This window comes from Streptomyces sp. NPDC053750, assembly GCF_044544295.1.
Classification (GTDB): domain Bacteria; phylum Actinomycetota; class Actinomycetes; order Streptomycetales; family Streptomycetaceae; genus Streptomyces.
The window spans coordinates 113,295-125,143 of the sequence record NZ_JBITXB010000018.1 but is presented as its reverse complement, the minus strand read 5'-3'; the positions used below and the strand labels follow the sequence as shown (position 1 = coordinate 125,143).

12 protein-coding genes and 1 pseudogene are annotated in these 11,849 nt (G+C 73.5%); 8 read left to right on the top strand and 5 right to left on the bottom strand.

All coding sequences use genetic code 11. The annotated features are described in order from the left end of the window. The first annotated feature begins 90 nt into the window (after positions 1-90). A complete protein-coding gene (locus ACIGO6_RS34710; protein ID WP_399883382.1) occupies positions 91-546 on the top strand; it encodes a cyclic nucleotide-binding domain-containing protein in 456 nt (151 codons plus the stop codon). A 16-nt stretch (positions 547-562) separates the two neighbouring features. Here ACIGO6_RS34710 and ACIGO6_RS34705 read toward each other — a convergent pair. Together ACIGO6_RS34705 and ACIGO6_RS34700 are read right to left on the bottom strand one after the other, a co-directional pair. Continuing rightward, positions 563-1,895: pseudogene (locus ACIGO6_RS34705) on the bottom strand (MFS transporter). A 70-nt stretch (positions 1,896-1,965) separates the two neighbouring features. After that, positions 1,966-2,580, bottom strand: a complete 615-nt coding sequence (locus ACIGO6_RS34700; protein ID WP_399883380.1) for a LysE/ArgO family amino acid transporter — start codon at positions 2,578-2,580, stop codon at positions 1,966-1,968. A 77-nt stretch (positions 2,581-2,657) separates the two neighbouring features. Here ACIGO6_RS34700 and ACIGO6_RS34695 point away from each other — a divergent pair, with 77 nt between their 5' ends. The 3 genes from ACIGO6_RS34695 to ACIGO6_RS34685 all read left to right on the top strand — a co-directional run bounded on the left by ACIGO6_RS34695 (position 2,658) and on the right by ACIGO6_RS34685 (position 4,430). Further along, positions 2,658-3,578 (top strand): LysR family transcriptional regulator ArgP, encoded by a 921-nt coding sequence (locus ACIGO6_RS34695; protein ID WP_399883378.1) that lies wholly within the window; start codon positions 2,658-2,660, stop codon positions 3,576-3,578. 113 nt (positions 3,579-3,691) lie between these two features. Then, positions 3,692-3,943 (top strand): WhiB family transcriptional regulator, encoded by a 252-nt coding sequence (locus ACIGO6_RS34690; protein ID WP_399883376.1) that lies wholly within the window; start codon positions 3,692-3,694, stop codon positions 3,941-3,943. 133 nt (positions 3,944-4,076) lie between these two features. Then, a complete protein-coding gene (locus tag ACIGO6_RS34685) occupies positions 4,077-4,430 on the top strand; it encodes a DUF488 domain-containing protein (protein WP_399883374.1) in 354 nt (117 codons plus the stop codon). 22 nt (positions 4,431-4,452) lie between these two features. Here ACIGO6_RS34685 and ACIGO6_RS34680 read toward each other — a convergent pair whose 3' ends face one another. Both ACIGO6_RS34680 and ACIGO6_RS34675 read right to left on the bottom strand, forming a co-directional pair. After that, entirely contained in the window at positions 4,453-6,126 is a 1,674-nt protein-coding gene (locus ACIGO6_RS34680) for an FAD-binding dehydrogenase (RefSeq protein WP_399883372.1), read from the bottom strand. A gap of 37 nt (positions 6,127-6,163) precedes the next feature. Continuing rightward, positions 6,164-6,799, bottom strand: a complete 636-nt coding sequence (locus ACIGO6_RS34675; RefSeq protein WP_399883370.1) for a TetR/AcrR family transcriptional regulator — start codon at positions 6,797-6,799, stop codon at positions 6,164-6,166. A gap of 130 nt (positions 6,800-6,929) precedes the next feature. Between ACIGO6_RS34675 and ACIGO6_RS34670 the strand changes: the two genes are divergently transcribed. From ACIGO6_RS34670 to ACIGO6_RS34655, 4 genes are all read left to right on the top strand, one after another. Then, the gene (locus ACIGO6_RS34670; protein WP_399883369.1) at positions 6,930-7,559 is read left to right on the top strand and encodes an alpha-ketoglutarate-dependent dioxygenase AlkB; all 630 of its coding nucleotides are present in this window, start codon (positions 6,930-6,932) and stop codon (positions 7,557-7,559) included. A gap of 90 nt (positions 7,560-7,649) precedes the next feature. Next, positions 7,650-8,894, top strand: coding sequence for an acyltransferase family protein (locus tag ACIGO6_RS34665; protein WP_399883367.1), 1,245 nt, complete (start codon positions 7,650-7,652; stop codon positions 8,892-8,894). Between the two features lie 50 nt (positions 8,895-8,944). After that, positions 8,945-9,691: an MBL fold metallo-hydrolase gene (locus ACIGO6_RS34660; protein ID WP_399883436.1), complete on the top strand. Its 747-nt coding sequence runs from the start codon at positions 8,945-8,947 to the stop codon at positions 9,689-9,691. A gap of 9 nt (positions 9,692-9,700) precedes the next feature. After that, the gene (locus ACIGO6_RS34655; RefSeq protein WP_399883365.1) at positions 9,701-10,933 is read left to right on the top strand and encodes a DUF4032 domain-containing protein; all 1,233 of its coding nucleotides are present in this window, start codon (positions 9,701-9,703) and stop codon (positions 10,931-10,933) included. A 21-nt stretch (positions 10,934-10,954) separates the two neighbouring features. On the opposite strand, the gene ACIGO6_RS34650 is transcribed toward ACIGO6_RS34655, so the two are convergent. Then, positions 10,955-11,830, bottom strand: coding sequence for a universal stress protein (locus ACIGO6_RS34650; protein WP_399883363.1), 876 nt, complete (start codon positions 11,828-11,830; stop codon positions 10,955-10,957). Positions 11,831-11,849: the final 19 nt, after the last annotated feature.

Here is an 11,849-nt window from a genome sequence, read left to right as displayed (position 1 = left end):
GGTCCGCCGAGGTGCTCAGGGTGCCGACAGCGACTGAAATGGGCATAGGGAAAGCCCCGGAACCGCCGCACCGGTGAGGAGCCCCGTGCCATGACCAAAGCGATCAAACTGCTGACCGCCCTCCCCCCGCCGCAGCGCGAACGCCTGACGGCACTCGCCCGGGAGGTCTCCTTCGCGGAGGACGCCCGCATCTTCGAGGCGGGCGGCCGGGCCGACCGCTTCTGGGTCATCCGCTCCGGCGCCGTCTCCCTGACCCAGCAGGTGACGTCCCTGCAGCGGGTCACGGTCGCCAGCCTGGGCGTGGGCGACCTGCTCGGCTGGTCCTGGCTGTTCCCGCCCTACGAGTGGGACTTCGGCGCCGAGGCCTTCAGTCCGGTGCGCGCCTACGAGTTCGACGCCACCTCGGTGCTCACCCTGTGCGAGGAGGACCCGCAGCTGGGCATCGTCCTGGTGCGGACGGTCGCCGAGATCCTCGCGCACCGGCTGGAGACCACCAGGGGCCGGCTCATGGAGCACTACGCGCTGCACGGGCGCGGCGCGCTGTGAGGCGCCGTCGGCGCCGTCAGACCCGGTAGCGGCGCAGCGCCGGCGTCGCCGCCGCCAGGGCCAGCATGACCACCACGACGAGCAGCCCGCCGCCGGCCACCGCCTCCCGCGCGCCGAAGGCGGAGCCCGCGCCGCCGTGCAGCACGTCGGCCAGGCGCGGGCCGCCCGCCACGACGACGGTGAAGACGCCCTGCATGCGCCCGCGCATCTCGTCGGTCGCGGCGGAGAGGAGGATCGCCCCGCGGAACACCATGGAGACCATGTCGGCGACGCCCGCCACCGCCAGGAACGCCACCGCGAGCCACAGGCTGTCGCTCAGTCCGAAGCCGGTGACGGCGGCGCCCCAGACGACGACCGCGCCGATCACCATCCAGCCGTGGCGGCGCGCCCGGGAGAAGGTGCCGGAGAACAGCCCGCCGGCCACCGCGCCGACCGGGATCGCCGCGAACAGCAGGCCGAGGGCGAGTCCTTCGCCGTAGGGGGCGTACGTCTCGGCCGCGAGTTGCGGGAACAGCGCGCGGCATGCCCAGGACCATGGCGACGATGTCGGCCAGGAAGGACAGCAGCAGCACCTTGTGCCCGGCGATGTACCGGAAGCCGGCCACGACCTCGCGCACGCCCGCGCGCCGGGCCGCGGTGCCCGCGAGGGGCGGCAGGGCGGGCAGCCTGTACACCGCCCACACGGTGACGCACAGGGCCAGGGCGTCGATCAGGTACAGCTCGGGCAGGCCGACGACGGGAATCAGGGCCCCGGCGAGCAGCGGGCCGACGACCTGCCCGGTCTGCATGACGGTCGAGCCGAGCGCGTTCGCGGCGGGGAGTTCCTCCTCGGGGACCAGGCGGGCGATGGAGGCGTTGCGGGCCGGCGCGTTCAGGCCCCAGAAGGCCTGCTGCAGGGCGAGCAGGAACATCAGGGCGGCCACCGACTCGAGGCCGGTGACCGCCTGGAGCCAGAAGAGCAGCGAGGTCACCGCGATGCCGACGTTGGTGATCAGCAGCAGCTTGCGGCGGTCCATGGTGTCGGCGACCGCGCCGCCCCAGAGCGCGAACACGATCAGCGGCAGCAGACCCGCGAGGCTCGCGGCCCCCACCCAGGCCGAGGAGCCGGTGATGTCGTAGATCTGCTTGGGCACGGCGACCGCGGTGAGCTGGCTGCCGACGGCCGTGACGATGGTCGAGGACCACAGCCTGCGGTAGGCCGGGCGGCGCAGGGGGCGGGTGTCCATGGCCCAACGGCGCAGGCCGCGCCGCGGGGCCCCGTCGGCGACGGGGTCCTTCGACCCGGTTTCACTGCCGCTCGCTGTGCTGCCGTCGCTGCTGCGCTCGCCGCTGCTCTCGCTGGTGTCCACGCGCTTCCTACGTGCTCGTTACATCTTTCGGTTGCGGGGAACAGTGTCGCAGCCGCGTTCGAGCGTCTCCTCAGGCCCCGGCGACGAGGGTGACCCCGAGGACGATCATGGTGGCGGCGACCAGCCCGTCGAGCACCCGCCAGGCCACGGGCCGGGCGAGGAAACGGCCGAGGTGGCGGGCGCCGAAGCCGAGCGCGGCGAACCAGCACAGGCTCGCGACCGCGGCCCCCAGGCCGAACGTCCAGCGCAGCGAGCCCCGGTCGGCGGCGACCGAACCCAGCAGGAACACGGTGTCGAGATAGACGTGCGGGTTGAGCCAGGTCAGCGCCAGGCAGGTGAGGACCGCCCGCCGGCGCGAGGTCGCGGCGTCGCCGTCCGCCCGCAGCGCGCCGGCCGGCCGGAACACGCGCCGGGCGGCCAGGGCGCCGTAGCAGAGCAGGAAGGCGCCGCCGATCCAGCCGATCGCGGTCAGCGCACCCGGCCAGGCCACCACCACCGCGCCGACCCCGCCGACGCCGAGGCTGATGAGCAGGGCGTCGGACAGGGCGCAGATCCCGACGACGGCGAGGACCGCTTCGCGGCGGATCCCCTGACGCAGGACGAAGGCGTTCTGGGCGCCGATGGCGACGATGAGCGAGAGGCCGGTGCCGAAGCCGGCGGCCGCGGCGCTGAGGGCGTTGGTCATGCCCTTGACGCTAAGCGGCCGATCACAGGACGTACAGCTAAAGATTCTTACGTATCCTTAGCACTCGTGATGACAGGATGGTGACAGGGATTGCCATGGCGGCGTTCGCGGATCTTCCACTCGACCAGGTACGCACCCTGCTGGCCGTGGTGGACGAGGGCACGTTCGACGCGGCCGCCGCCGCGCTGCACGTGACGCCGTCCGCGGTGAGCCAGCGGGTGAAGGCGCTGGAGCAGCGCACCGGCCGCGTACTGCTGCTGCGCACCAAGCCGGTGCGACCGACGGAGTCCGGCGCGGTGCTGGTGCGCCTCGCCCGCCAGGTGGCCCGGCTGGAACGGGACGCGTACGCCGAACTGGGGCTGAGCGGGGCGGCCGGGGAGCCGACCCGGGTCTCGATCGCCGTCAACGCCGACTCGCTCGCTACCTGGTTCCTCGACGCCCTCACGCGTGTCCCCCGGGAACCGCAACTCTGTTTCGAGCTGCGCCGCGAGGACGAGGCCCACACGGCGGCCCTGCTGCGGGAGGGCGTGGTGATGGCCGCGGTCACCTCGTCGCCCGACCCCGTGCCGGGCTGCACCGTCCGGGCCCTGGGACACATGCGGTACGTCCCGTGCGCCGAACCCGGTTTCGCCGCGCGGCATCTGGACGGTCCGCTGCGCGAGGTGCTCGTCGAGGCGCCGGTGATGGTCTTCGACCGGCAGGACGACTTCCAGGACGGCTTCGTGCGCCGGCTCGGGCGGGGCGGAGCGAGTGCCGCGCGGCACTACGTGCCGACCTCGGAGGGCTTCGTCGAGGCCGTCGCCGCGGGCCTCGGCTGGGGCATGGTGCCCGAACCGCAGGCGGAGCCGCTGCTGCGCTCCGGCCGACTCGTCGCCTTCGCCCCGGAGCTGGCGGTGGACCTACCGCTGTACTGGCAGCAGTGGAAGCTCGACTCCCCGGCGCTGGCGACGGTGGCCGACGCGGTGGTGACGGCCGCGGCGGGGGCCCTGCGGCGGTAGGAACACGCCAAGCCCCAAGGCACGGCGCCGGTTTCACCCCCTGTCGACAGGTCACCCGAAACAGAGCAAGGCATTCCCGAGACCGCGAACGCTACCGATCGCAGGTGACTTTGATGGACAACTGGCGAGAGCACGCCGCATGCCGCACGGAGGACCCCGATCTGTTCTTCCCGATCGGCACCACCGGCCCGGCCGCGTTGCAGACCGAGCAGGCGAAGGCGGTCTGCCGGCGCTGCCCGGTCCAGGAGCAGTGTCTGCGATGGGCGCTCGACACGGGGCAGTCCATCGGCGTCTGGGGCGGCACCGGCGAGACGGAACGCCGAGCACTCAAGCGCCGCGAGGCCACGCGCAGGCGGTCCGGCTGACGCCCGTGCCGTGCGGAGGACGGGCGTGGCCGGCGGGTGGGTGCCCCGACCCGAACGGCTCACGCCCCGCCGCCGCCCCACCGGTGCCGACGTAGGCTCGCAGCACCGCAGTCCCCCGTGGGAAGGACCGGACATGAGCGTCCGTGTGCGCCGCATCTACGACCCGCCCGAGCCGGACGACGGCGTGCGGGTCCTCGTGGACCGGCTGTGGCCGCGGGGGGTGGCGAAGGACGCGGCGCACGTGGACGAGTGGCCCAAGGAGCTGACCCCGTCGGCCGAGTTGCGCCAGTGGTACCACGCGGGCGAGGGCTCGTACGAGGAGTTCGCCGCGCGGTACCAGGCCGAGCTGGCCGCCCCGGAGCCGGCGAAGCTCCTCGACCACGTCCGGGAGCTGGCACGCAAGGGCCCGGTGACGCTGGTGACCGCGTCCAAGTCCCCCGACCGGGGCCACGCCTCCGTGCTGCGCCGCCTCCTCGACGAGGAGTGAGGAGGCGGTCGGCGGCGCGGCCTCAGGCGGTCTGCCGTGCCGCGGCCCGGCCGGCGGCCCGGCCGGAGAAGAGGCAGCCGCCGAGGAAGGTGCCCTCCAGCGCGTTGTAGCCGTGCACCCCGCCGCCGCCGAAGCCGGCCACCTCGCCCGCCGCGTAGAGGCCGTCGACCGGCGTGCCGTCGGCGCCCAGGGCGCGGGAGTCGAGGTCGGTCTGGATGCCGCCGAGGGTCTTGCGGGTGAGGATGTGCAGCTTGACGCCGATCAGCGGGCCGGCCGCCGGGTCGAGGATGCGGTGCGGGGTCGCGACCCGGCCGAGGCGGTCGCCGATGTAGCGGCGGGCGTTGCGGATGCCCTGGACCTGGGCGTCCTTGGCGTAGGGGTTGGCCATCTGGAGGTCGCGGGCCTCTATCTGACGCCGGATCAGGGCGGTGTCCAGGAGCGGCTTCTCGGTGAGCCCGTTCATCCGGTCGACCAGCTGCTCCAGGTTCGGCGCGGTCACGAAGTCGGCGCCGTTGCGCAGGAAGGCGTCCACGGGGCCGGGTGCGCCCTTGCCGAGGACGCGTTCGCGCAGGAATCCGGCGCGGTCCTTGGCGGTGATGTCGGGGTTCTGTTCCGAGCCGGAGAGCGCGAACTCCTTCTCGACGATCTTCTGGGTGAGGATGAACCAGGAGTGGTCGTGTCCCGCCAAGCCCTCGGCCGTGCGCAGATGACGGAGGGTGCCGAGGGTGTCGTAGCCGGGGAGGCAGGGCTCGGGCAGGCGGCGGCCGAGGGCGTCGAACCACATCGAGGACGGTCCGGGCAGGATGCGGATGCCGTGGCCGGGCCAGATCGGCTCCCAGTTGCGCACGCCCTCGGTGTAGTGCCACATCCGGTCGCGGTTGACCAGGCGTGCGCCCGCCTCGGCGCTGATGCCGAGCATCCGCCCGTCGACGTAGGCGGGGACTCCGGTGACCATCCGAGCGGGCGGGGTACCGAGGCGCTCGGGCCAGTGGCGGCGGACGAGGTCGTGGTCGGCGCCGATGCCGCCGGAGGTGACGATCACGGCCTGGGCGGTGAGTTCGAACGCGCCGACCGCCTCGCGGCTGGAGGCGACGCCGCGGGGCGAGTGGTCCTCGGCGAGGACCGTGCCGCGCACGCCGCGCGCGGTGCCGCCCTCGACGACCAGATGGTCGACGCGGTGCCGGTGGTGGAAGGTGAGCAGCCCGTCCCGCGCGGCCTGCCGGGCATGGCGCACGAACGGCTCGACGACGCCCGTGCCGGTGCCCCAGGCGATGTGGAAGCGGGGCACGGAGTTGCCGTGCCCGCCGGCCCTGAGGTCGCCGCGCTCGGCCCAGCCGACGGTGGGCAGGAAGGTGACGCCGTGTCCGGCCAGCCAGGACCGCTTCTCCCCCGCCGCCCACTCGACGTACGCCCTGGCCCAGCGCACCGCCCAGGAGTCTTCGTCCTCGGTCCGGTCGAAGGCGGCGCTGCCCTGCCAGTCGTTCCAGGCCAGGTCGAAGGAGTCCTTGACGCCGAGGCGGCGCTGCTCCGGGGAGTCGACGAGGAAGAGGCCGCCGAAGGACCAGAAGGCCTGGCCGCCGAGGTTGGCCGCGTTCTCCTGGTCGACGAGGGCGACCCTCCTGCCCCGGCTGGTCAGTTCGTGGGCCGCGACCAGGCCCGCGAGGCCCGCTCCGACCACGATGACGTCGGCATCCATGGCGACCGTCCCTTCCTGTTCCGTGTGATGGACGAGCTCATTGACGAGGTCGTGGACGAGTGCTGCCGTCGGTGAGCAGCGCGGTGAGCAGTTGTCCCAGCCAGGCGCGGGCGTGCTCGACGTCCCGGTCGAGGAGCAGCTGGGTGGTGACGCCGTCGTACGCGGCGACCACGGCGTGTGCGGCGCCCTCGGTGTCGCCCAGTACGGCGGGCAGGGCGGTGTGTCCGCGGGCTCGGGCCAGCCGGTCGGCGATCGCGCGCCTGAGGCGTGCCCGGTGTTCCAGGAGGGTTCGCGCCACGGCCGGGTCGCGGGCGGCGTGCACCAGGAAGTCGGTCTTCACGAGGAGCCAGTCCCGGTCCAGGAGCAGCGCCGCGGTGACGCGGTCGACGGCGGCGGGGACGTCGAGGTCCGGCCCGTCGAGCGCGAGGGCGCCGGAGACCTGGTCCGCGATCAGCTCGGCCCGGTCGCGGTAGAGGGCGAAGAACAGCTCGTCGAGGCTGTCGAAGTTCGAGTAGAAGGCGCCCCGGCTGTATCCGGCCGCCTCGCAGACCTCCTCGATCGACACCCGGCCGAACCCCTTGGCGGCGAACACCGCGAACGCCGCGTCCAGGAGCTTCGCGCGGGTGTGCGCGCGCCGCCTGGTCACGCGCCCGGTCGTCGCCTTCGCCGTCATGGTCGCACCCGCCCTCCGTTCGATACGCGAATGTATCGGATGCACCGACGTATCCAAAGGCCTCGCACACGCCGATCCGCGCCCGCCGAGCTTCTAGAACACATTTTCGAATCAGGAGTACGCTGGTCCCATGACCACGCACCTCCAGGGCTCGCTCTTCGACCAGACCGACGAGGTCCGCCTCGGCTCGCTCGCCGGACTGCGTCGCACCCACCTCGGCTCCGGAGCCTGGATCGACCTGCTCCCCGGGTGGCTCAGCGGCGCCGACACGCTGTTCGAGCGGCTGGCCGCCGACGTCCCGTGGCGCGCCGAGCGGCGGGCCATGTACGACCAGGTGGTCGACGTACCCCGGCTGCTCGCGTTCTACGGCGCGGGCGACCCGCTCCCGCACCCGCTGCTGGACGAGGCGCGCGACGCGCTGTCCGCGTACTACGCCGGGGAACTGGGCGAGCCGTTCACCACGGCCGGGCTGTGCCACTACCGCGACGGCCGGGACAGCGTCGCCTGGCACGGCGACCGGATCGGGCGGGGCGCACGCCAGGACACGATGGTCGCCATCCTCTCGGTCGGCGCACCCCGCGACCTGCTGCTGCGCCCGGCGGCCGGTGGCGGCGACACGGTGCGCCGCCCGCTGGGCCACGGCGACCTGATCGTGATGGGCGGTTCCTGCCAGCGCACCTGGGAGCACTGCGTCCCCAAGAGCACCCGCGCCGCCGGGCCGCGCATCAGCATCCAGTTCCGCCCGCACGGCGTGCGCTGAACCACCGGCTCCGTTCCCCCGCCGTACCGGAAGTCTGTCCTCCCCCGGTTCGCTGGCCCCACACTGGGCGCACCTCGGGCGGGAGGGCCGATGAGCGCGGACGCGGGGTGTGGGGCGGACGCCGGCCGGCGCGGTGAGCTGGACGCGCTGCGCGCCCTCGTCGTGGTGGGTCTCGTCTTCTTCCACGCCGCCCTCGTCTTCTCACCGGACGACGACTTCTACGTCAAGAACGCGCAGACCACGGACGCCGTCACCGTCCTCGCCGGGTTCGGCGTGGTGTGGGCCATGCCCATGCTGTTCCTCGTCGCCGGTCTGGGCGCCCGGCACTCGATCCGCCGCCGCGGGCCCGGCGGGTTCGCGCGGGAACGCCTGCTGCGCCTCGGCGTCCCCCTGGTCTTCGCGACCGTCGTCCTGTGCCCCCTCCCGCAGTGGCTGCGCCTGCGCGCCGCCGATCCCGGCTACGACGAGTCGTACGGGAGGTTCTGGCCGCGCTTCCTGACCGTCCGCCCGGACCTCGCCGACTTCCCCTTCGTCCTGGAGGGGGACCACTTCGAGACCGGCCATCTGTGGTTCGTCGTCCTGCTGCTCGCCTTCTGCCTGCTGCTCGCCCCGGTCGCGGCCCGGCTGACGACCGGTGCCGAGCGCGTGGCCCCCGCGTTGCGCCGCCGCCCGGCCCTGCTCCTGCTCCCCGCGCTGCCGCTCGCCGCCGTCAACGCGCTGCTGGGCATGGAGGAGGACTACGCGGGCTGGAACCGCTGGGCCTACCTGCTGTTCTTCCTGTGCGGTTTCGCCCTCGCCGACGACGGGCGGATCCGCGAGGTGATGCGCCGCGCCGCGCTGCCGGTGGGTCTGCTCGGACTGGTGCTGTTCGCCGGAACCGCTCCCGGCTTCGTCGCCGGTGACGACCCGTTCACGGCGTGGACCCCGTCCGCGCTGTTCACCCGGGCGGTGTTCGGGGCGGCCGGCTGGTGCTGGGTGGTCTCGATCCTCGGCCTGCTGGACCGGCCCCGGAACCGGACGGGGCGCACCGGGCCCCGCACGGGCCGCCGGGAGGCGGTACTGCGGTACCTGGCACTCGCCGCGCTGCCCCTGTACGTCCTCCACCAGCCGGTCGTGGTCGCCTTCGCGTACGGCGTGGTCGGCTGGTCCGCGCCGATGGCGGTCGAGTACGCGGTGATCGTGGCCGCCTCGCTGGCGGTCGTCCTCGTCGGGTACGAATACGGGGTGCGCAGGACGCCGCTTACCCGATTCCTGTTCGGGATGCGCACACCCGCACGCTCCCGAGCCGCCCAGGGACCGACAGAGCCGGATTCACCGCTTCCGCCGGCCGTCTGACCTGGTTTCCTGGTACCGGCAAACCGGGACGAACAGAGCGCGGGGCGATGATGCGAGCGGATGTGCGGCACGTCGGGGACGGCACCTACCTGGTGCACGGCTCCCACACCAACTGGGTGATCCTGAGGGAGGGGGACGCCGTCACGCTGATCGACACCGGCTATCCCGGCGACCGGGAACGGCTCCTGGCCTCGCTGACGGAGGTGGGGAGTGCACCCGAGGCGGTCGTGGCCGTGCTGATCACCCACGCCCACAACGACCACCTGGGCTCGGCCGAGTACCTGAGCGCCACCCACGGCACGCCGGTCCTCCTGCACGAGGCCGAAGTCCCCCATGCCCGGCGGGACTTCCTCCAGCAGGTGTCGGTCGGCACGGTGCTGCGCAACGCCTGGCGGCCGGGTGTGCTGCCCTGGGCGGCGCACGTACTGCGCTCCGGCGGCACCCAGCAGCACCCGGTGACCGCGCCGGCGCCCTTCCCGGCCGCCGGCGCCCTCGACGTGCCCGGCCGGCCCGTGCCCGTGCACACCCCCGGACACACCGACGGGCACTGCGTCTACCACCTCCCCGACGTCGGGGCGGTGATCTCCGGCGACGCGCTGGTGAGCGGGCACGCCATCTCCCGGATCGAGGGACCACAGCTGCTGCCCGTCATGTTCCACCACGACCGGGCACGCACCGTGGCCTCCCTCGGCATCCTCGCCGAACTGGACGGCGACCTCCTGCTCCCGGGGCACGGCCCCCTCCACCGCGGCCCGATGAAGGACGCCGCGCGACTGGCCCGGGAACGGGCGTTCTAGAGTCGGGGCATGGCCTTGCAGATCAGTGCCACCAATCCGGAGCATCCCGCCCTCCTGCTCGAACTGCCCTGGCAGCTGCCGCTGGAGCAGTGGCCCGACAAACACCTCGTGCCGCTGCCGCGCGGCATCTCCCGGCACGTCGTCCGCTACGCCAGGGCCGGGGACGAGGTGGTCGCCGTCAAGGAGCTGGCCGAACGGCCCGCTCTGCGCGAGTACCAACTGCTGCGCGACCTGGACCGGCTCGCCATACCCGCGGTGGACGCGCTGGGCGTGGTCACCGGCCGCACCGACACCGCCGGTGAGCCGCTGGAACCGGTGCTGATCACCCGGCACCTCGGCGGCTCCATGCCGTACCGGTCGATGTTCGAGACGACGCTGCGTCCGGCGACCATGCACCGGCTGATGGACGCCCTGGCGGTGCTGCTGGTCCGGCTGCACCTGGCCGGGTTCGCCTGGGGCGACTGCTCGCTGTCCAACACGCTCTTCCGGCGCGACGCGGGCGCCTACGCCGCGTATCTGGTGGACGCCGAGACCGGGGAGCTGCACCCGCGGCTCAGCGACGGACAGCGCGACTACGACCTCGACCTCGCCCGCGTGAACATCAGCGGCGAGCTGCTCGACCTGGAGGCCTCGGGGGCGCTGCACCCCTCCGTCGACCCGATCGACTTCGGAACCGAGATCTGCGCCCGCTACCGGAGTCTGTGGGAGGAGCTGACCCGCACCTCCGTCTACCCGGCGGGCAAGTACCACTACATCGAGCGCCGGATCCGGCGGCTCAACGACCTCGGTTTCGACGTGGCCGAGATGCAGATCGAGCACGCCTCCAACGGCGACACCGTCACCTTCGTGCCCAAGGTCGTCGACGCCGGGCACCACCAGCGCCAGCTGCTGCGCCTGACGGGCCTGGACGCCGAGGAGAACCAGGCCAGGCGGCTGCTGAACGACCTGGAGAGCTGGATGGCCACCCAGGACGACTACGCCCCGGGCGACCCCCTCGGTGCCCGGCCGGAGGTCCTCGCCCACCGCTGGGTGCGCGAGGTCTTCCGGCCCACCGTGCGTGCCGTGCCGCTCGAGCTGCGCGGCGCGATGGACCCGGCCGAGATCTACCACGAGCTGCTGGAGCACCGCTGGTACCTGTCCGAGCGGGCCCAGCACGACATCGGCCTGGACACGGCCGTCGCGGACTACCTCGCGAACATCCTGCCCAGGGCCCGGGAGACCCTGCAGCCCACGGAGGACTGAGTCACCTCGCCCGCGCGGGCGTCACCTGTGCGGGATCACCGCGACCGGGCAGCCCGCGTGGTGCAGCACACCGTGCGCCACCGAGCCGATCCGGGCGCCGACGGCCGTACGCCGGGCACGGCGGCCGACGACCATCAGCTGGGCGCCGCCGGCCACCGACAGCAGCACCTGACCCGCGCTGCCCATCTCCACGTGCTCGATCACCGGGACGTCGGGGAACCGCTCGCGCCACGGGGCGAGCGCCTCGCCGAGCGCCTTCTTCTCGTACGGCTCCAGGCCGCCCGCCTCGTCGGCGAGACGCATCGAGCCCGGGCTGTAGGCGAACACCGGCGGCAGGGTCCAGGCCCGCACGGCCCGCACGGTGGCGCCCCGCGCGGCAGCCGCCTCGAAAGCGAAGCCGATCACGTCGGCGCTGTCCTCCGGATCGCCCTGCTGGCCCACGACGACCTCGCGGCCGGCGGCCTCGGCGGCGGCCTCGTCCCCGGCCCGTACGAGGACGACGGGTCGGGTCGCCTCGGCGATCACCTGCTGGCCGACGGAGCCGAGCAGGAAGCCGACGACCGCGCCGTGGCCGCGCGAGCCGAGCACCAGCGTCTCGGCGTCGGCCGCGGCGGCGAGCAGCACGGCGACGGCGTCGTCGGCCTCGCGGACCTCCGCGGAGACCGTGAGGTCCGGGTGCCGCTCGGTGACGGTACGGACCGACTCGGCGACCGATGCGCGCACCCACTGCTCCTGTGCGTCCCGGCCCTCCGTGCCCGCCGCGTCCTGTGCCTGGAACCGCCAGGCGTGCACGACGTGCAGCGGTGTCCCGCGGCGGGCCGCCTCCCTGGCGGCCCAGGCCAGTGCGGCCAGGCTCTCCTGCGAACCGTCCACCCCTGTCGTGATCGGGCGCGTCATGCCGGTCCCTCCCTGTGTC

Excerpts from the sequence above, each read along its gene's own strand:
- ACIGO6_RS34710 (WP_399883382.1), top strand. The coding sequence starts at position 91 with ATGACCAAAGCGATCAAACTGCTGACCGCCCTCCCCCCGCCGCAGCGC.
- ACIGO6_RS34700 (WP_399883380.1), bottom strand. The coding sequence starts at position 2,580 with ATGACCAACGCCCTCAGCGCCGCGGCCGCCGGCTTCGGCACCGGCCTC.
- ACIGO6_RS34695 (WP_399883378.1), top strand. The coding sequence starts at position 2,658 with ATGGTGACAGGGATTGCCATGGCGGCGTTCGCGGATCTTCCACTCGAC.
- ACIGO6_RS34690 (WP_399883376.1), top strand. The coding sequence starts at position 3,692 with ATGGACAACTGGCGAGAGCACGCCGCATGCCGCACGGAGGACCCCGAT.
- ACIGO6_RS34685 (WP_399883374.1), top strand. The coding sequence starts at position 4,077 with ATGAGCGTCCGTGTGCGCCGCATCTACGACCCGCCCGAGCCGGACGAC.
- ACIGO6_RS34680 (WP_399883372.1), bottom strand. The coding sequence starts at position 6,126 with ATGGATGCCGACGTCATCGTGGTCGGAGCGGGCCTCGCGGGCCTGGTC.
- ACIGO6_RS34675 (WP_399883370.1), bottom strand. The coding sequence starts at position 6,799 with ATGACGGCGAAGGCGACGACCGGGCGCGTGACCAGGCGGCGCGCGCAC.
- ACIGO6_RS34670 (WP_399883369.1), top strand. The coding sequence starts at position 6,930 with ATGACCACGCACCTCCAGGGCTCGCTCTTCGACCAGACCGACGAGGTC.
- ACIGO6_RS34665 (WP_399883367.1), top strand. The coding sequence starts at position 7,650 with ATGAGCGCGGACGCGGGGTGTGGGGCGGACGCCGGCCGGCGCGGTGAG.
- ACIGO6_RS34660 (WP_399883436.1), top strand. The coding sequence starts at position 8,945 with ATGCGAGCGGATGTGCGGCACGTCGGGGACGGCACCTACCTGGTGCAC.
- ACIGO6_RS34655 (WP_399883365.1), top strand. The coding sequence starts at position 9,701 with ATGGCCTTGCAGATCAGTGCCACCAATCCGGAGCATCCCGCCCTCCTG.
- ACIGO6_RS34650 (WP_399883363.1), bottom strand. The coding sequence starts at position 11,830 with ATGACGCGCCCGATCACGACAGGGGTGGACGGTTCGCAGGAGAGCCTG.